This is a genomic window from Priestia sp. RMT2NF4 (assembly GCF_047872835.1).
In the GTDB taxonomy this organism is placed as follows: Bacteria; Bacillota; Bacilli; order Bacillales; family Bacillaceae_H; genus Priestia; species Priestia zanthoxyli.
The window spans coordinates 633,388-650,886 of record NZ_JBLQZO010000001.1; the positions used below are offsets into that span (position 1 = coordinate 633,388).

Consider the following 17,499-nt stretch of genomic DNA (forward strand, 5'->3'; position numbering starts at 1 on the left):
GAAGCGAAAAAAAAAGGAAAAAGAACAACTTCTTCCCCTCCATCCGCTTGTCATACAAACTTTTCAAGTTACTAGTTTCAAGGCTTCACTCACTAAGGTATGTTTCCTAATCGTAGTCATGAATTTTATCAAATAGCCCAAATTTATTTCTTTTGTAAGTAAACAATGGTGATTCATTAAGAATACAAACTGATTGAACATTAAGTGAAAAATAGCACATGGTGTAACCAGAACACCATGTGCTATTTTTAATTATTTCGTTAATCCGCAAAAACCTGAATCATCCACTTCCTGCATACCATTATCTAGCGCGTACCGAACTTGTGAACACTTCCATAAAGTTCTACTAAATCCAGAAGGGTTTTCCTTCTTTTCCTCTGCCACTTTTTTCTGTGTTTCAGTAGGTAATTTTGGAATAAGATAAGCCGCTGCTTTTTCTTCTTCTACCATGACGGGTGTTACTTTAATGAATAACCCATCTTCGGCAATAGACTTTTCTTCATCTTCGGCACGATCACGTTCACTTTTTTCTTCCGCTTTTCTAGTTCGTTCTTGCTCCTCTTCTGCATGTTTCGCGATAGCTGCTGAATCTTCCCACAATGGTGCTTCTTCTTCAGAGGGAACAGTCTTGTCTTCTCCTTGTAGGGAGGATTCTGAAGAATAATGATCGCTCTTTGATTGTTCCTTTTCTACTGAATTACTTTTAGGGTGTTCTGTTGCGGACCCATGGGCATTACCTGCAGGAATGTTTCCTTCTTTTGATGAAGGTGTCTCTTGTTTATACGTTGGAGACTGCTCCGCTACATGAGTTGAATTAGTTTTATTGTTGGTTGTTTCTTCTTTTTTAACTTTCTCTCTCTCTGTTTGGTCCGATGACGTAATTTCTTTTTTTGCAGTATTTGATTGATTTTCTTGAGATGTTTGCGCACCTTCCCCACAGCCTGCCAAAAATCCTAGTGTTAAAAACGGAAGTGCCAGTAAGCGTTTCATCTTCATAACAAGTTCCTCACCTTCTTATTCATTGGATGATTGACTTCAATGCAGCGAACTACTTAAGTTCGTACCTACCTTTGTTTCGTTTGCTTTATAGGTTGGATCAGGTGTTTTTAGACTTCGCATCTATTTTTTATATAAAGGAAAATCAACTGAAATTCACTTGCATATAAGCTTATTCTAAGATGAATTTATAATTATATTTTTCCGCAACATTAACTAATTGTTGCATCTGCTCTGGAGTTGGACCTTGGAAATCTGGTAGCCCAGAATCTTTTGGAACTTGTAAGCCTAATTCTTTTACAAAGCTGTCAAATTTAGCTGGTGATGCTGTGACAATCATTTCTCCACCGTCAATTCCGGCCTCAAATCGATGTGGAATTCCTTTAGGAGCAAAAACGTACTCATTTTCATTTACCTCAAAGATTTCATCACCTACAAAAAATATAAATCTCCCTTTTTTTATATAAAAAGTTTCATCTTCATTTTCGTGGACATGCAAAGGAGGCCCCATTTTGGGAGGTTCTACAAGGTGAACAACTGAAAAGGCACCATTAGTATCTTCTCCTGAAGCTAATATCGTAATTGTCTCTTGCATAAAATGATACGTATTTTGGTCATTTGGAATTCCGTGTAAAGGTTTGATTACTATATTTTTTAACTCACTCATAAATTATCCCTCATTTGTAATTTAATTTTAAAGGTATTCATCTATCATCTAAAAACCTACTACAGTATTAGTAACCATCTACCGTAACATCAGTAATGGACCCATCACTAGGACTTACTTGATACCAACCTTGTGTAGCTGTATGTTCCTCTCCTGTTTCTTCATTATCTACAACGCTCTCATAAACATGGATAATATAGTTTCCTGAATCGTCAAGGTGATCGTATTCTACAAGAAGAGGTGAATCTTCAGATATGCCTTGTTGGTCACGAACTAGCTGGATAGCTTGCTCTTGGGAAACTGTTTGTTCGGCTGGTTCCTCTTCCTCAAGGGTTTCTGTATCTTCTTCTTGCTCTGATTCTGATTCTGTTTGCGCCTCATCTTCCGAATCAGCCTGAGCTTCTTCCTCATCCGCTTTTGCCTGAGCTTCCTCTTCCTCCTGCTGTTTCTTCTCTTCTTCTGCTAAACGTTCTTCTTCCGCTTTGCAATCTGCTTCTGCCTGAGCTTCAGCTTCTGCATCAGCCTTGGCCTGCGCCTCTTCTTCTTTTTGTCGGTCTTCTTCTAGCTGCGCGTAGTAATCATCTAATTCTTTTTCCATTTGCTGCTGCTCAAGGTCTGATAATTGCTTTTGTTGTTCTTGTATTTGGTTTTGAAGCAAAGCAATTTGTTCTTCTGAAGCATTATCAACAAAATTGATGTTTTCTACATAATCACCACTGGCGTCAAAATTAACTTCCATCATACAAAAAACATTTTGCTCTTGATTAATCCCGTAGTAAATATACTGATTGTCACCTACTTGGATATACTGATAACCATTCATTACGTTTAATAAGTAATCGCGATCAGCTTCTTTAGAATTAACGGCTTTTTTAATGGTTGATGCTTTTGTTTGTAATGTATTTGGCGATGATTCTTTTACAGCCGTTTTGTTGCCGTTTTCTTTCGTATGAACCGCTGTTGATTTCTCTGTAGGCTCTTCTTTTGGTGATACCATTTCACTGGACTCATCACTACACCCTACTAGCAATACGGCTAACAGCGGAATACCAAAAGCAAGTTTCAACATTTTCATAGACTATTATCCCTTTTTTTTATCTTTTTTTAGGTTTTATATAATTCTAAAGAACTATAAAGCCTTAGGGGTTATTATACCAAAATTAAGAAAATATAAGAATATTTTCTTGTTTAATTTATGGGATTTTTTTGAAAAGATTATCTTTTTATGTATAAAAAACACAAAGCCATGTACTTTTCATAACACGGCTTTGTGTGTTCGTAATCGATGTTAATGATGAAATCCATTGTCGTATTTCGTGTCTTTAAGAACAGGTCTATCCAATGAGTTAAGAAATTCAACGGCTTGTTTGAAATTAACCATAAATAAATGAGCAAGGTCTCTTGAAAATCCATTTCTAACAACAATGCGCATGATTGTGATTTCTTCCATGTCTGCTGGGAGCGGATAAGCAGGCACTTGCCATCCATACGTGCGTAATTGTCTAGACAGGTCATAAAGAGTCCAGTTTGGCGTGTATCCTTCTTTTAGTTTCCAAGCAAGAACTGGGATGTCTGAACCATCGGCGATAATTTCGAATGCGTCCATTTCTCCAATTTCTTTGCTGAGAAACAGCGCGTTTTCTTGGGAGGTTTTTTGCACGGCATAATAGCCCTCTTTACCTAAACGTAAGAAATTGTAGTACTGTAAAAGGACTTGTGCTCCTGGTCTAGAGAAGTTAAGCGCAAAAGTTGGCATGTTGCCTCCTAAGTAAGAAACGCGGAAAATAAGATCTTCAGGCAAGTCTTCTTTTTCTCTCCAAATCACCCATCCTAAGCCAGGATAGACTAAACCGTACTTGTGTCCCGATACGTTAATGGACTTTACTCGCGGCAAGCGGAAATCCCAGATAAGGTCTGGTTGAAGAAACGGAGCGATAAAACCTCCAGAAGCAGCGTCTACGTGGATAGGAATATCTAACCCTGTTTTCTCCTGTAACTCATCTAAAGCTTTTGCGATAGCAGCAATTGGTTCGTAAACTCCTGTATATGTGACTCCAAGAATCGGTACGACACCAATTGTATTTTCATCAACCGCATTAATGACGCCTTCTGCATCTAAATAAGGATGATCTTCATTAATGTTCACATAACGAGGCTCTATGTCCCAATAGTTTGCGAATTTCTCCCATACCACTTGAACGGATGAACTAAATACAATGTTCGGCCGTTCTGTTGATAGCCCTTTACTTTTACGCAGTTTTTGCCAGCGTCTTTTTAGCGCAAGTCCGCCAAGCATACATGCTTCAGATGAACCCGTAGTTGAAACGCCCATCGTTGTATCTGGATTAGGAGAATTCCACAAATCCGCTAAAATACGTACGCATCTCTCTTCAATAGCCGCTGTCTGCGGATACTCATCTTTATCAATCATATTTTTATCAAAAGATTCGCCGTACAAACGCTTTGCATCAGGCTCCATCCACGTAGTAACAAAGGTAGCTAAATTTAAGCGGGCATTCCCGTCTAAAGCAATTTCGTCATGAATGATTTGATAAGCTGTTTCGGGAAGCATACCTTGATCACTAATACGAAGCCTTGGAATCGTCACTTCTCCTTGTCGAGAAAAAAGCGGATTAACAGGAAATTCATCAGGTAAATTTTTTTGTTCACGATGCGGATGCCATTGAGGCATAAAGTATCATCTCCTTATGTATATCTAACAAATTGCTTTACGTTCCACCTGGTGTTGTAACAAGCAGGTCTCCTTTACACATTATGAGCTTTGAAACCTATTTTCATTCTTTTCATTATTCGCAGCACGTAAGGACGAACTTTATTTAATAATACCCATGAAAATAGTCTTATCAAACTCAAAAGGTGTAAGATATGGTAATATATTCTAAAGGAGGTTTTTAGATGGAGAAACAAGGAATTATTTTGCAAGACAAGTTTTTCGAATTAGGTGAATCTCCTATCTATAATGAATCACAAGACATTGTTGGAAATGTCGCATATAAGTTATCTATTGCTAATAAATTTGAGATTTTAAAAAACGAAGAGATCGTGTTTACAGGTAAATCTAAAATGTTTGCCCTTATGCCAAAGATGATTATTTCAAATCACCACGGAAATGAAGTTGGAATGATTCAACGGAAATTCACTTTTTTTAAAAAGAAGTATCTTTATATTAGAAACGACGGCGATACATATGAAATTACGGGGAATATAACAAATCGTAAATTTGACGTTTTGCGTTCCGGCGTTCCTGTCATTCAAGTCCGCACACTTTCTTCGTTTTTGTCATTACGTCCACACACGTTTGCTTTAGAATTTCTCGAACCTGATCTTGATAAGTGGGAAGGAATTGCGGTTGTACAAGGTGTAAGGATGATGGTGAAAGACGAAAATAGCAGTACAGCTACTGCTACGGCTCAATAGTGGTTATGTGATATCAAAAAACGAACAAACTTTATATTGAAGTTTGTTCGTTTTTTGATTAAGGACCGAATACTAACGTACCGATGACATGGTAGCCAATTGGTACAAGAAACAAGATGATATTTAAAATAATCGCCCATAGACAGAGCTTGTCTTTTTTTATAAAGAAACCAATAATTGCAGGAACAACCATGAGCGGAACTAAAAAGATAGGTGCGATAATAGGCAGCCCTTGAAGCTTTTCAGCCGCAATAAGTCCTGTAAAAAAGTTAAGGATCAATAAAGTGTTAATAATAACATATAAAAGTGAAATTCCTCCAAGAACCCCACCTATTATCCCGCTTTTAGTTGTTTTAACAATAGCATCCACGTTTCTATCACCTCATTTTTTAGAAATATAAGTAAACTATACTATAATGTGGTTTTTATTGTAAAGGTAAGGTATGGAGAAAAAGCACTGTAGCAATTGCTACAGTGCTTTTTTATAAACAGTGCATTTTTTCTTCTGCTTCTTTCCAAGGAACCGTATATCCCTGTCCTTTGGCGCAAAAGACAGAGGATGAGCTGTATTCCGGATCTGCCTCTTTATTGTAGCAGATTCGTTCAATAACTTCTTCTTCATTATGACAACGTTCATACCCTCCGAATAATAGAGACATCGCTCCTTTTCCGTGCGTAAAAGATGCTAGCGTCGAACCGTAGTTCATAAAAGTAGCCACAGGAACTTTTCCTGTAATAATCGCTTTGTTTTCGGTTGTTACAGGAGAATCAAAGCGGCCGTGTGAGCTTTGAACATCAGCTAGTACCCTCCCCATTTGATCAATATCCACTTTAATTTTAAAGTCATAATACGGTTCTAGCACAATATTTTTGGCTTTTTCTAACCCTTGTCGTAATGCTCGGTACGTTGCTTCTCTAAAATCTCCACCGCTTGTATGCTTGTTGTGAGCTCGTCCGGTACACAATGTCACTTTTAGATCAGTAATAGGCGATCCCGTTAGCAAACCGTGATGCGGCTTTTCAAATATATGCTGACGGACCAGATTTTGATACCCAACGGATAAATCATCGGCGTGACAAGCATTTTCAAAGGTAATTCCGCTGTTTCGTTCCGCTTCTTCTATTCTCAAGTGAACTTCTGCATAGTGTTTCAACGGTTCAAAATGCCCGTAGCCCATCACTGTATTTTCAATGGATTCTTTGTACAAAATTTCTGGTTCTTCAAACTGTACGTTTATATTAAAACGTTCTTTTATCAGTTTTTCGAGAACTTCAAGCTGAATGGCTCCCATCACATGAATATGAAGCTCTTGAGTCCTTTCTTCCCACGTCACATGTAAAGAAGGATCTTCGGCATCTAATAGTTGAAAAAGTTTAACTCCTTCTTTTGGATGAACAGAAGGCTCAAAAACAACTTTTGATTTTAACGTAGGCAAAAGTTCGTAGGAGCGGCTTTCTTTTAACGTTCCAAGACCGTCTCCAACGGATGCTGAAGTCAATCCTGTAACTGCAAAAAGTTCGCCGGCTGAACCTTCATTTACGTTTTTGAATGTGCTTCCGTTATAAGCACGAATTTGAGTGATTTTTTCTTCGTATAGCTCTCCGTTTTTTTCATAAGCCACTTCATCACGCACTTGCAGTGTCCCGCTTAGAGCTTTGATAAACGTGATGCGCATGCCGTTTTCATCGTGCCGAATTTTATATACACGCCCTGAAAATGCTTCTTCCTGCGAGTAGTGAGTTTCTGTTAGCAAATCGAGCTTTTCTAAAAAACTTTCAATACCGATGTCTTGCAAAGCTGAGCCACAAGCACACGGGAAAATCTGATTGGCTTGAATAAGCTTTTGCATAGCCGCTTTCCAATAAGCTTGATCATTCTTGCCTTCCATAAATGCATCTAAAAGCTCTTCATCTTTTTCAGCTGTAAATTCAATAAGTTCCTCACTTAACGAGCCGTCTACAAGCTCTGAAGTTATGTCAAAAACATCAGGGGTTAAGTTATGTTTAATATCATTTATAACACGTTCAGGATCTGCTCCTACACGATCGATTTTATTGATGAAAAAGAATACGGGCACACGATGTTTTTGAAGCAGCTGCCAAACCGTTTCTGTATGCCCTTCCACTCCCTCGACTGCGCTTAAGATAACAATCGCATAGTCCATCACTTGAATAGAACGTTCCATTTCAGGTGAAAAATCGACGTGGCCAGGCGTATCAATTAAATAATAAGTAGAACCGTTATATGAAAAAGTTCCTTGGTCAGCAAATACCGTAATGCCTCGTTCTTTCTCAATCGTATGAGTATCAAGAAACGAGTCTTTGTGGTCAACTCTTCCTCGCTGTTTAATACTTTTTGTGTGGTAAAGAAGCTGCTCGGAAAACGTAGTCTTCCCTGCATCCACATGCGCTGCAATACCGATTGTTTTGTTAGATTGTTTCATTGTTAAATACCACCTTACTGCTGTATGTATAGCTGTTATTCTCTATTTTATAATAATCGTAAGAAAAAGTGGACGACAAAGGCCCAGAGCTGCTTACATCAAAAAAGAATGCGTGATTAAACATCGCATTCCTTTTTTGTACGGTGTTTGATATCTTTTTTGCCTTTTGCTATAAAAATAGCTGCTATAAGGCATCCAATTCCAGCTAAATGCATGATGTTATTACCTGTTGCGCCTAGACTGTTACTAGTCAAACCAACTAAAATACTACCAAGTATAATCAATAAAACAGCAAGCATGAACTTCATTTTTTCACTCTCCGTTATCGTTAGTAAGTTATTAAATATGATTTGCATATGAATCATATAAAACAGTAAGTAGTACTAGATATTCAATTGCGAATGTATTAATCAACATCTAGTTAACCATAATATTATTATGAAAATAATAGTGTGGATTCAAACGCTCATGGTACCATATTCTAATCGATTTATATGTTATCATACATAAATTGTTAAAAGTACATTTTTTCACCTTTCACTATCAAAAAAGCAGCCTCTTTACTAAGAGACTGCTTTTTTAATGACAACTGATAAATCCTGATTAAGAAGCTTTTTTTAATCGTTCTTTTTGTTTCTGTTGATAAGAAGAAAAATAAATAAGGCCTACAAATACAGCTCCACCTATCATATTTCCAATAAAGGTAGGGATAATATTTGTCATAAAATCAATCCATGTAAAATGACCTGCAAAAATAGCGGCGGGAATAATAAACATATTGGCTACAACGTGCTGAAAGCCAATCGCAACAAATGCCATAATCGGAAACCAAATACCAAGAATTTTCCCCGTAACGTCGTCAGCGCCGTATGAAAGCCAAATAGCTAAACATACAAGCCAGTTGCAGCCCACGGCAGAAATAAGCGTTTTTAAAAATGAGTCGTCAATTTTAGCTTGAGCAATTGCTACCGTTTTATCTAAAAAAGGCCCCGTTTCTGTTAAACCGACAATATGTCCAAAGAAATACGCAATAAATACGGCTCCTAAAAAGTTTGCAAGCGTGACCCAAAACCAGTTATGAAGCAAGTGGCGAAGCGGAATTTTTTTTGCATACAGGGCAATGGAGACAGACATCATATTCCCCGTAATGAGCTCTGCTCCGCCAAGTACTACCAGCATAAGACCTACAGGAAAGACGGCCCCTCCTAAAAGATTTGATAAACTTCCCCATTCAGCTGGTAAATTACCAATGACGCGCACATCTAGTAAAAAACCAAGCGCAATAAATGCGCCTCCTAGAAACCCAAGCATAAGAATAGAAGAAAGGGATAACTTCGTCTTTGAAACCCCCGCTTCTAAAGCGATGTTTAACATTTTATCCGGCTTGTGAAATGCCATAAAACTCCTCCTTAATTAAAAAAGGCAGCACTCAAAAACACCTTTTACACAAGGTTTTTGAATGCTGCCTAATAATCCTGCACTTTCTTTACAGTATATCAGTCATCATTATTTATAATAAAACTAAATAAAAAACAAGCAGATCCTACTTCTCTTTCATTTAATTAAACTATGTATTTTGCGTTGTTCTTCTACTGAATATTGGTTTCAAACACAAATACGGAAACGGCGATATCTTCTTCCACTTTGATATCGGAAAATAAATAGTTCAGCTTAGCTCCTAACAAGTCTTCAAGTCCTTCTGGAGGAGATGAAGCATAAAGGTTTTGAATAAGCTTCGTTCTTGCCATATGTACCGTCTCTTTACCTTCGGTTGTTCTCGCGATAAATTGTTCAGCTGGCGTTAAGTTGCCGTACAAAGTTGAAATAGCCATGTTTTGAACGAATACAGTATGAATTCGTTCTGGACCTTTTCCAAAAAGTTTTTTGCGCAGCTTTCGGATAATATCATTAAAATCATGTATTTTTTTAGACACCGGTGTATGCCTCCGCTTATCTCGAGTATGTCTGTCCTTCTCATTCAAGTTTTCAACTAAGAATAAGTTACATTATACATGACGACGTTTACATTGTATACAATGTATCTGTTTTATTCTTATTAATCCAAACAATTGCAAAACTTTTACGGAATGAAAAAAAATCCTTCACTTATTAAAGTGAAGGATTACCTTTATATCTCTACTTAAAGGTTACAAATGAATTCTCAGTTATCAAAGAAATAACTAAGAACTTTGACAAGATAGCATGTCAAAATAGTCAAGTGGTATGTTTGTACCAGTACTTAATGCTATCACGTTAAAGTCATGGAATCCACTTAGTTTACTTTCATAATACTTTATTTAATTTAAATATTCTTTTTTGATAGGTAGCCCTTAATCTTCATCACGATCTGCTCTAAATTCATCATCAGATAATGAATTTAGTTGATAGCTAAGCTTTTCGTAGTTATCTTGTTTTTGATTTTGTTGTACATCATTAGATATAGGAGTTTTACTAGAAACGGTAGATTTTTTTCTAGTCTCTTCGCTTCCGCTAACTCCAACCCCAACATTGTTATCTGTCATCGGATTCACCTCTTTAACTGTTATTATGGAGAATTGCTCTAAAAAAATAACAGGAAACAAAAGGGACTCCGACTTAGCTAATAGTGGTCCAAGCTTCCTTATTTAACCTAAACCGTATTTAAATAAGAAAATGACCCGCTTTAACTCCATAGACAATACCAATAAAAAAACTTGCTATACCTAGTGTTTGACTTTTACATACATACTTTATAGTTAAGCCTGGAATCAGACCCCATATAATGATGAAAATAGCGAACGATACTATAATAGAAGACCATGCATCTTGCCCTGATATACTTATACCTTGCATAAACGTTTCTCCTTTCAGTACTTATATCGGGAGAACATAAATTTTTTATAGTATCTTACTGTACGAACTAAAAAATTCAGGTGACCTGTCCATATATGCTTTTACAGCGAATGGTGGTGTTCAAGCTCGATTGTTTTTGGTTTTTGCCATATTAATACCCCTGCCGCTACGTACATAAACGAAGTGATGTAAAAAAGGCTTCCGATTGTCAGAAAATCAATGATATACCCTGTTGCAATAACGGCCAAGGCTGCCCATATAGAGGTCCATAAATGATAGTGTCCTACTTGTTTTCCTGTGTGAGCACGATCTGTCTGCCTAGATAACGCTATTTTTTCTGCTGTTTTTTGAAGAGCTCCAAGCAGACCCATTATAATTTGAATGATATACACCTGCGTGATCGTTGTTAAAACGGGAATCACAATCATAACAACGGCCATCCCAAACGTATATAAAAGAAGCAAGCGCTTTTCTCCTACTCTGTCACTCCATGAACCGATCAACGGATGACTCAAAGCTGCGGTTAAAGCAAAAATTCCGTAAGCTAAGCCAAATTGTGAATAGCTATCGCCAAGATTTCGAAGCAGTAAAAGGTAAAAAGGAAACACAATACTGCTTGCGGTAATCATCAGGCTTTGTGAATGTAAGAGTTGTTTGTACGTCATTTTCCATACTCCTTATAAAATAAATTAACGAACGTTTCGTTCCGGTCATATTTTCTTTTCAAATTAAAAAAGGCGGTTGTATGAGGGTAAGCCTCTTCTAACTGCTTCTTGCTTGGGTAGCCGTAGTAAGGCAAGTAATAGCTTCCCTGATGCTGCAGCGTCACATCCACCATTTTTCGGACAACTCTTTGTGTATCAGAGATGCCTTGATTGTCTCTTTTCTGGTTAATAAGTAAAACAAGAGCAAACATATCGTCTTTTGCATAAGACATGACGGCTTTATTATCTTTCTCTACATAGCGAACGGTAATGTTCAATAAATTTAATTCCTCAGTTGATAACACTTGACGTAAATCATCGATGTAAGAAGCGAATTCATCAACTGGAACAAAGTATTCTTGCAAAATTTCCGTCCGGCTAGCACTTTCGTATTCCATAAAATCACTTTCAGAACGCATAACATTATTTCTTGTTTCAAGCCGTCCATTTTGTTTTAAGAAATAAGCCTTTTGTGTTTCCCACAGCATATCTTTGCCCCAGTCGCTATACCGAGACAGCCCTAGCATAAATTTAGGAAGTGCCACTATTTTTTCTGTCTTGAGCGGTTCGTTTGCAGTAGAAGTATTTTGAGAAGATAAACGGTAGTTTGTGACGTACATATCTGTTAGCAATTGATTAGGAGAAACAGAAATACGCGCCATATGCATACGAACGTCAGGGTTCTGCTGTACGTAGTTTTTAAAATACGCTGTATACTGCCTATAATCTAAGCGAATAATTTCATCTTCGTACCATTCATCGTCCGTCAAACGAAGCGTCACATCTAAAATGACCCCAAATAACCCGTAGCCTCCGTTTACTAAAGAAAACAGCTGGGGGTGTTTCGTCCGGCTAATTTCGATAATAGATCCGTCCGCCTGCAGGAGACGCATAGATTTGACCGTATCCATTAAAGAACCGTATCGAATATCTCTGCCGTGTACGTTCACGCTAATAGAACCTCCAACGGCAAAAATATTTTGTGATTGCATAACTTTAAGAGCAAGACCGTCTTTATGTATATATTGCTGAATATCATTCCACGTTGTCCCGCTTTGAACCGTAATTTCTTTTTGACGGGGCTTGTAATCTATAATTTTATTGTACTGCTTCATATCAAGTAAAATAGCATTAGGATAGTATGTCTGTCCTCCTTGGCTGTGCTGCATGCCTGAAATTGCTATTTTTTCATGATGCTGTGAAGCGGTTTTCACCCAATTTATCAGCTGTTTTTCAGTGGTTCCATGCTTTATTTCTTTGACTTTTGTAGGAAGAAGCTGCGCAACATCCTCCGTTACAGGACGGCTTTGCTGCTGTTTATAAATATGATATGAGGTATACGAACCTACTAGATAAAAAGATAAAAAAGATCCTAACAACAGGTTTTTCTTCATCACAAACTGTAAGCTCCTTTCTTTATTTCTGTGAAATTATACCATACAAAAAGTGAAATAACACTAATATAGTGTATTTTTACACTATATTATAACTTATTTTGAGAAAGTATATGAAAAAAGCTTGTAATTTAATGTATGTTAACCTTATTGAAACAAAAAAAGAAAAGACACTAGGTCTTTTCTTTTTTTGTTTTTTTATTTTTCAGCTTCGTATGCAACTAAGGCTACTCTTTTTCCCAACGTTTGTTGAAACTGCTCTTCTAGTTGTTTAAGCTTCGCATGCATATCATCGTTAATTGAAGCTGGCTCAAAGGTCATTTTTGTTTGCTCCATCAGATACTTTCACCTCTTTCGTGTGTGTATGTTCTACTTTTTCCAATATAAAAGAGGTCTATGACGATTTGACGAAAGTTTACAAATTAAATTTGCTAATGAGTGCTGTCAATTGTTCTGCCATTTGAGACAGAGATTGTGCGGAAACAGCAATTTCCTCCATTGAAGCCAGCTGTTCTTCAGTTGATGCAGCCACTTCTTCAGATGTAGCTGCATTTCCTTTAGCAAGGATTGCCATTTCACCTGCTGTACGAGCCACTTCTTCAACCGCTGCTGAAATTTGCTGAGCAGTCGCAGCCACTTCTTCTACTTGCGGAGTCGTTTCATTCATGCTGCTTAAAATTTGTTCGAATTTTTGAATAGCCGTTTGTGATATTGTTCGTCCTTCTTCAACTTTGTTTGTAACTTGCTCCATTGTATGTACAGATTCCTGAGTATCTTGTTGAATAGCTTGAATAAGCTCAGAAATTTGAGAAGCGGACACTTGTGATTGTTCTGCCAGCTTTCTTACTTCCGCTGCTACAACGGAAAACCCTTTTCCATGTTCTCCAGCTCGTGCCGCTTCGATTGCAGCATTTAAGGCTAGTAAATTTGTTTGAGCAGCAATGCCGCTGATTACTTCTAAAATAGTTCCAACTTCTTTTGAACGTTGAAACAAAGTACGAATTGTTGTATTAGACAGCTCGACAGATTGAGAAATGGATTCCATTTGTTCGACCGTTTCTCTCACGGCTTTTCCGCCTTCTACAGCTTCAGACGTTGTGTGATTTGATAGCTGAGAAACAATTTCTGTACGCTTGGCAATGGTAGAAACTCCTTGGACAATCTCATCTAAAGAAGCTGCATTTTGGTCAATAACAGCCGTTTGTTTTTCTGCACTGGAAGCCACTTCTTGTATCGCAACCGATACTTGTTCAGTCGCAGCGCTCGTTTGCTGTGAACTGGCCGTTAGCTCTTCTGAAGAAGCAGCCACTTGTTCTGCACTCATTTCAACATTTTGAATTAATGTACGAAGGTTGTTTTGCATCTGACTAAAAGCATACCCTAACTCACCGATTTCATCCTTTGAATTGACGGTAATCGCTGTTGTCAAATCTCCTTCACTAACGCTTAGAGCCTGATTCTTAAGCTGTTTGAGCGGTTTAATAATCGATTGTAACACCACAAAAATGGTAAGACTCCCGATTATCAGACAAACTACAATAATAAATAGTGTTTTGTAAAAAATAGGATGTGCTGCTTCACTCACTTCTGATGAATACATAGTGCCTGCAACTTTCCAGTTCGTTGTTTTATTTGTCGTAAAGACCATCTTTTTTTCATCACCGTTAAAGGTATATTCAAAGAATCCGGATCTCTTTGCATAAAGCTTGTCAAAAAGAGAATCTGTTGCTTTTGTACCTGCTTTTTCCGTAGGGTGAACAATATATTTTCTTTCTCCATCTAAAAGAAATGGATATCCTTTTTCTCCGATTTTCACTTTGCTGACAGCTTTATTGATGCGGCTTATATCTAAATTTAAAGCAATAACCCCTGTGCCATCCGCCGTTGTTTTTGCTACAGTAATAACGGTTTGACCTGTAGAGGCTGAGGGATAGGGTTCAGTGACAACTGTTTTCCCTTTGTTTTGCATGGCTAGCTTGTACCAATCTCGTTTTCTGGGATCATAGCCTGCTTGTGTCACTTTTTTAGGCGTTTGAATAAACTTCCCCTGCTGATTTCCTGTAAAAATGCTGACGGCTTCTGGATGAAGCGAAGCATATAAGTTAAAATTTTTGCTTAAAGTAGCCATATCTTTTTCATTGTAGCGCTCGTTGTTTACCACTGATGCAAAAAACTCTACATCATGAATTTTTGGTCCAATGGTATCGTCAATCACCGAATTAATGGACTGTACATTTTGCTGTGCTGTGTTAATAATTTGGTTGTCAATTTCATGTTTCGCTGTTATGTAAGCTGATACACCTATCGTAACAGATGGCACTAATAAGATCGCTGCAAATGCTAGCCCCAGCTTTGTCTTAAAGTTATTAATGGACCTTTTTTTTCTTACTCTCTCCATGCTATGTAGCCTCTCTCTCTGTAGTTAAAAGTGATCGTGCACTTCCTTTCTATCGGCAAGACTTCATATTCCTTTAGTCATCGAGTGTATACATAATTAACAATGGGAGTGAAAAGATAAGAGTACGATAAAAAAAGTAGGTGATTTTAATGGAAGAAAGTAAAAACAGCAAGTCTTTTTCAATGTTTGAAACAGAAAAGGTTCAGCGCGGAGAAGAAAAAGATATTTTTAATATCTATAAAGAAGGAGTAAAAATTGCGGAAGTAAGAGGAACGGATCCTCAAACTCAGCAGGTTATTCCGATGCATGACTTAAACGACTATGAAGAAAATAAGCTTCACGAATATATCGCTCATTTAGACCACACAACGTAAACGTAAAAGTGCTAAAACAAGAGTCCCCTCTTGTTTTAGTCTTTAGAATCATAAAAAACATGTTCAAAGTGCAGCGTGTCTTTTTGTATGTACAGCAGTCCAAACGAAAATTGCTTTTGACGCCGCTTGTCAGTAGCGGAACCTGGATTAAACAATGTAATATCACCAATTTGTTTATGAACAGGAATATGAGAATGACCAAAAATTACTGCATCGACTTGTTGATGTTCAAATGCCAAAAGTGCACGTTTTTCAGTCGTTTTTCCTTTGCCATGACCGTGGACTACGCCAATCGTAACATCATCAAACGGAAGAAGTAATGAAGTTGGAAGTACTTGCTGAAGCTCTTCACTGTCTACATTTCCAATCACACCGTGTACAGGAGCAAAAACGCGCAGTTCATGGTAGACATCTATCGTTTGAAAATCTCCGGTATGAATAATCGCATCAGCTGTTTTCAGTTCACCTAGGAGTCTTTTTGGAAAATGTTTCGCTCTTTTGGGAATATGAGTGTCACCTAAAATAACGATCTTCATTTATGATACGCTCCTTTTTCATTCAATATGGTGTAGTGTAGCGTATTACGTTGGAATGAAGCAACTCTATACGGAGCGTCAGGCAAAAAATTTCTCTTTTTCGTTTAAGTTTGCGAAAATACTTTACATACTAAGTTACAGAATGGAGTTTTCGAAATGGAAGTAAAAATTAATCGAAACGCAGCAAAAGTATTAAAAAATGCCTTGGCTAGCCCAGAAGGTCAAGGAAAAATGATCCGTGTATATGTAACTATCGACCACGGTGATCATGCGCATTATGATTGGAAATTCGATACGCCGACTGAACATGATGAAATCGTAAAAACAGATAAAGATATCGATATCGTTTTAGATAAACGCGAGAAATTTTTAGAAGGCGTATGGATTCAATATTTCCACGTTCCAGAGCCTGAATTTGTGATTAGCAGCCTTCACCACGCGCATCACCATCATTAATACAAAAAACACACCTTGTTTCATAGGTGTGTTTTTTCGTTTGTGCAACAGGCAAAAATTTTATTGATGAAAGAAGAGATAAAATTTTGTTGAAGCAATAAAAATGAGCTATAGTGGAATTACGGATGAAAGAAAAGAGGTTAGCGTATGAAAGTAAGTGTGTTAGTAAGGTCTATTTTAGTTGTTATTTTATATAATTTATTCGTTCTGTACATCGGATGGAACGCTTGGGTGTGGCTTCACACAATGTTTGAAGTGGAAAACAAATGGATTCTTACGGTGATCGTTGTGTTTTTTGCTTATTCCTTTATCATCAGTCGCGCGTTTCAACAAGTGAGCATGTTTAAGGTTGTAGGATCGTATTGGTTAGGATTTATTCAATATTCAGTTCTTTTGCTTCCTATAAGTAATCTAGCCGTATATATTCTCACTTTTCTAGGCGCTTCGCTTTCTACAGCTATCGATTCAATCGGACTTTTCATGATTGCTGCTTTTTTATTCATTTTTGCTTACGGTACGTATAATGCTTACAGTCCTATAGTAAGAAAATATACAATTTCGCTTCCTAAAAAGACGAATCGGAAAAGCCTTCGCATTGCCGTAGCATCTGATATGCACTTTGGCACATTGTCCGGCAAAAAACATTTACAGCGGCTAATCACTCATGTACAAAAGATACAGCCAGATCTTATTTTACTTCCTGGAGATATTATTGACGATGATCCCCACGTATTCTTTAAAAAAGAAATGGATTATATGATGAAGCAGCTCAAAGCGCCTTTAGGCACATATGGAATTTTGGGAAACCATGAGTATTACGGCGGGAAGATCCCTCAGTTTGTGGAAAGAATGAAAGAAATAAACATTCCTATTTTAATGGATGAAGTGGTAAACATAGGTGATAGCTTGTATTTAATAGGAAGAAAAGACAAGACGGATAAAAATCGAGACAGCTTTTTCGATTTAGCGAGTGAAACGGATCGTTCTCTTCCAGTCATTGCGATGGATCATCAGCCGCTTTCTTTAAAAGAAGCGGAACAAGCAGGCGTAGATTTACTTCTATGCGGTCATACTCACAGAGGACAAATGGCACCTAATCATTTGATCACAAAGCGGTTATTTGAAATTGATTGGGGCTACAAACAAACAAATCAGCTGCATACCATTGTCTCTTCAGGATTTGGCTTTTGGGGTCCTCCTCTTCGAATCGGAAGCCGGTCAGAAATTATTCAAATTGATATTTCATTTGCAAAATAGAGA

The 17,499-nt window shown here is 37.5% G+C and carries 19 protein-coding genes; 4 read left to right on the forward strand and 15 right to left on the reverse strand.

All coding sequences use genetic code 11. The features are described from left to right. Positions 1 to 252: 252 nt before the first annotated feature. The 4 genes from ACMX9J_RS03160 to ACMX9J_RS03175 all read right to left on the reverse strand — a co-directional run bounded on the left by ACMX9J_RS03160 (position 253) and on the right by ACMX9J_RS03175 (position 4,355). Positions 253 to 996 carry a hypothetical protein gene (locus tag ACMX9J_RS03160; protein ID WP_034266315.1) on the reverse strand — a complete coding sequence of 248 codons (744 nt, stop codon included), beginning with the start codon at positions 994 to 996 and terminating at the stop codon, positions 253 to 255. 172 nt (positions 997 to 1,168) lie between these two features. Continuing rightward, positions 1,169 to 1,663 carry a cupin domain-containing protein gene (locus tag ACMX9J_RS03165; protein ID WP_048020802.1) on the reverse strand — a complete coding sequence of 165 codons (495 nt, stop codon included), beginning with the start codon at positions 1,661 to 1,663 and terminating at the stop codon, positions 1,169 to 1,171. A gap of 67 nt (positions 1,664 to 1,730) precedes the next feature. Next, complete coding sequence (locus ACMX9J_RS03170; RefSeq protein WP_416225408.1) at positions 1,731 to 2,738, reverse strand: hypothetical protein; 1,008 nt, start codon at positions 2,736 to 2,738, stop codon at positions 1,731 to 1,733. Between the two features lie 213 nt (positions 2,739 to 2,951). Continuing rightward, entirely contained in the window at positions 2,952 to 4,355 is a 1,404-nt protein-coding gene (locus ACMX9J_RS03175; protein ID WP_416225409.1) for a glutamate decarboxylase, read from the reverse strand. 224 nt (positions 4,356 to 4,579) lie between these two features. Here ACMX9J_RS03175 and ACMX9J_RS03180 point away from each other — a divergent pair, with 224 nt between their 5' ends. Then, on the forward strand, positions 4,580 to 5,101 hold the full coding sequence (locus tag ACMX9J_RS03180; RefSeq protein ID WP_416225410.1) for a hypothetical protein: 522 nt from the start codon (positions 4,580 to 4,582) through the stop codon (positions 5,099 to 5,101). Positions 5,102 to 5,159: 58 nt separating this feature from the next. On the opposite strand, the gene ACMX9J_RS03185 is transcribed toward ACMX9J_RS03180, so the two are convergent. The 10 genes from ACMX9J_RS03185 to ACMX9J_RS03230 all read right to left on the reverse strand — a co-directional run bounded on the left by ACMX9J_RS03185 (position 5,160) and on the right by ACMX9J_RS03230 (position 14,873). Then, the gene (locus ACMX9J_RS03185) at positions 5,160 to 5,471 is read right to left on the reverse strand and encodes a hypothetical protein (protein ID WP_416225411.1); all 312 of its coding nucleotides are present in this window, start codon (positions 5,469 to 5,471) and stop codon (positions 5,160 to 5,162) included. Between the two features lie 112 nt (positions 5,472 to 5,583). Further along, on the reverse strand, positions 5,584 to 7,545 hold the full coding sequence (locus tag ACMX9J_RS03190) for a GTP-binding protein (RefSeq protein ID WP_416225412.1): 1,962 nt from the start codon (positions 7,543 to 7,545) through the stop codon (positions 5,584 to 5,586). Positions 7,546 to 7,661: 116 nt separating this feature from the next. Continuing rightward, positions 7,662 to 7,853, reverse strand: a complete 192-nt coding sequence (locus ACMX9J_RS03195; protein WP_165636089.1) for a hypothetical protein — start codon at positions 7,851 to 7,853, stop codon at positions 7,662 to 7,664. A 295-nt stretch (positions 7,854 to 8,148) separates the two neighbouring features. Next, positions 8,149 to 8,943, reverse strand: coding sequence for a formate/nitrite transporter family protein (locus tag ACMX9J_RS03200; RefSeq protein WP_047750911.1), 795 nt, complete (start codon positions 8,941 to 8,943; stop codon positions 8,149 to 8,151). Between the two features lie 191 nt (positions 8,944 to 9,134). Beyond that, positions 9,135 to 9,479, reverse strand: a complete 345-nt coding sequence (locus ACMX9J_RS03205) for a DUF2294 domain-containing protein (protein ID WP_048020788.1) — start codon at positions 9,477 to 9,479, stop codon at positions 9,135 to 9,137. Between the two features lie 396 nt (positions 9,480 to 9,875). Continuing rightward, positions 9,876 to 10,067: a hypothetical protein gene (locus ACMX9J_RS03210; RefSeq protein ID WP_154991301.1), complete on the reverse strand. Its 192-nt coding sequence runs from the start codon at positions 10,065 to 10,067 to the stop codon at positions 9,876 to 9,878. Positions 10,068 to 10,478: 411 nt separating this feature from the next. Further along, positions 10,479 to 11,042 carry an MFS transporter gene (locus ACMX9J_RS03215; RefSeq protein ID WP_028413262.1) on the reverse strand — a complete coding sequence of 188 codons (564 nt, stop codon included), beginning with the start codon at positions 11,040 to 11,042 and terminating at the stop codon, positions 10,479 to 10,481. Next, on the reverse strand, positions 11,039 to 12,475 hold the full coding sequence (locus ACMX9J_RS03220; protein WP_416225685.1) for an FAD-binding oxidoreductase: 1,437 nt from the start codon (positions 12,473 to 12,475) through the stop codon (positions 11,039 to 11,041). Before ACMX9J_RS03220 ends, ACMX9J_RS03215 begins: the two co-directional genes overlap by 4 nt. 198 nt (positions 12,476 to 12,673) lie before the next feature. Continuing rightward, positions 12,674 to 12,811 carry a hypothetical protein gene (locus tag ACMX9J_RS03225; protein WP_014459963.1) on the reverse strand — a complete coding sequence of 46 codons (138 nt, stop codon included), beginning with the start codon at positions 12,809 to 12,811 and terminating at the stop codon, positions 12,674 to 12,676. 79 nt (positions 12,812 to 12,890) lie between these two features. Beyond that, complete coding sequence (locus tag ACMX9J_RS03230) at positions 12,891 to 14,873, reverse strand: methyl-accepting chemotaxis protein (protein ID WP_416225413.1); 1,983 nt, start codon at positions 14,871 to 14,873, stop codon at positions 12,891 to 12,893. 149 nt (positions 14,874 to 15,022) lie between these two features. On the opposite strand from ACMX9J_RS03230, the gene ACMX9J_RS03235 reads away from it, so the two are divergent. Then, positions 15,023 to 15,247 carry a hypothetical protein gene (locus ACMX9J_RS03235; protein ID WP_014459961.1) on the forward strand — a complete coding sequence of 75 codons (225 nt, stop codon included), beginning with the start codon at positions 15,023 to 15,025 and terminating at the stop codon, positions 15,245 to 15,247. Between the two features lie 35 nt (positions 15,248 to 15,282). Here the strand turns inward: ACMX9J_RS03235 and ACMX9J_RS03240 are convergent, their stop codons facing one another. Further along, entirely contained in the window at positions 15,283 to 15,783 is a 501-nt protein-coding gene (locus tag ACMX9J_RS03240) for a metallophosphoesterase family protein (protein WP_416225414.1), read from the reverse strand. Positions 15,784 to 15,939: 156 nt separating this feature from the next. Here ACMX9J_RS03240 and ACMX9J_RS03245 point away from each other — a divergent pair, with 156 nt between their 5' ends. Both ACMX9J_RS03245 and ACMX9J_RS03250 read left to right on the forward strand, forming a co-directional pair. After that, positions 15,940 to 16,239 (forward strand): hypothetical protein, encoded by a 300-nt coding sequence (locus ACMX9J_RS03245; RefSeq protein ID WP_013083290.1) that lies wholly within the window; start codon positions 15,940 to 15,942, stop codon positions 16,237 to 16,239. Between the two features lie 147 nt (positions 16,240 to 16,386). Beyond that, on the forward strand, positions 16,387 to 17,496 hold the full coding sequence (locus ACMX9J_RS03250) for a metallophosphoesterase (protein WP_047750906.1): 1,110 nt from the start codon (positions 16,387 to 16,389) through the stop codon (positions 17,494 to 17,496). The last annotated feature ends 3 nt before the right edge of the window (positions 17,497 to 17,499 follow it).

Coding starts and splice junctions, on each gene's coding strand:
- ACMX9J_RS03190 (WP_416225412.1), bottom strand. CDS start 7,545: ATGAAACAATCTAACAAAACAATCGGTATTGCAGCGCATGTGGATGCA.
- ACMX9J_RS03250 (WP_047750906.1), top strand. CDS start 16,387: ATGAAAGTAAGTGTGTTAGTAAGGTCTATTTTAGTTGTTATTTTATAT.
- ACMX9J_RS03235 (WP_014459961.1), top strand. CDS start 15,023: ATGGAAGAAAGTAAAAACAGCAAGTCTTTTTCAATGTTTGAAACAGAA.
- ACMX9J_RS03200 (WP_047750911.1), bottom strand. CDS start 8,943: ATGGCATTTCACAAGCCGGATAAAATGTTAAACATCGCTTTAGAAGCG.
- ACMX9J_RS03245 (WP_013083290.1), top strand. CDS start 15,940: ATGGAAGTAAAAATTAATCGAAACGCAGCAAAAGTATTAAAAAATGCC.
- ACMX9J_RS03225 (WP_014459963.1), bottom strand. CDS start 12,811: ATGGAGCAAACAAAAATGACCTTTGAGCCAGCTTCAATTAACGATGAT.
- ACMX9J_RS03210 (WP_154991301.1), bottom strand. CDS start 10,067: ATGACAGATAACAATGTTGGGGTTGGAGTTAGCGGAAGCGAAGAGACT.
- ACMX9J_RS03195 (WP_165636089.1), bottom strand. CDS start 7,853: ATGAAGTTCATGCTTGCTGTTTTATTGATTATACTTGGTAGTATTTTA.
- ACMX9J_RS03160 (WP_034266315.1), bottom strand. CDS start 996: ATGAAGATGAAACGCTTACTGGCACTTCCGTTTTTAACACTAGGATTT.
- ACMX9J_RS03215 (WP_028413262.1), bottom strand. CDS start 11,042: ATGACGTACAAACAACTCTTACATTCACAAAGCCTGATGATTACCGCA.
- ACMX9J_RS03170 (WP_416225408.1), bottom strand. CDS start 2,738: ATGAAAATGTTGAAACTTGCTTTTGGTATTCCGCTGTTAGCCGTATTG.
- ACMX9J_RS03175 (WP_416225409.1), bottom strand. CDS start 4,355: ATGCCTCAATGGCATCCGCATCGTGAACAAAAAAATTTACCTGATGAA.
- ACMX9J_RS03180 (WP_416225410.1), top strand. CDS start 4,580: ATGGAGAAACAAGGAATTATTTTGCAAGACAAGTTTTTCGAATTAGGT.
- ACMX9J_RS03240 (WP_416225414.1), bottom strand. CDS start 15,783: ATGAAGATCGTTATTTTAGGTGACACTCATATTCCCAAAAGAGCGAAA.
- ACMX9J_RS03165 (WP_048020802.1), bottom strand. CDS start 1,663: ATGAGTGAGTTAAAAAATATAGTAATCAAACCTTTACACGGAATTCCA.
- ACMX9J_RS03230 (WP_416225413.1), bottom strand. CDS start 14,873: ATGGAGAGAGTAAGAAAAAAAAGGTCCATTAATAACTTTAAGACAAAG.
- ACMX9J_RS03220 (WP_416225685.1), bottom strand. CDS start 12,475: ATGAAGAAAAACCTGTTGTTAGGATCTTTTTTATCTTTTTATCTAGTA.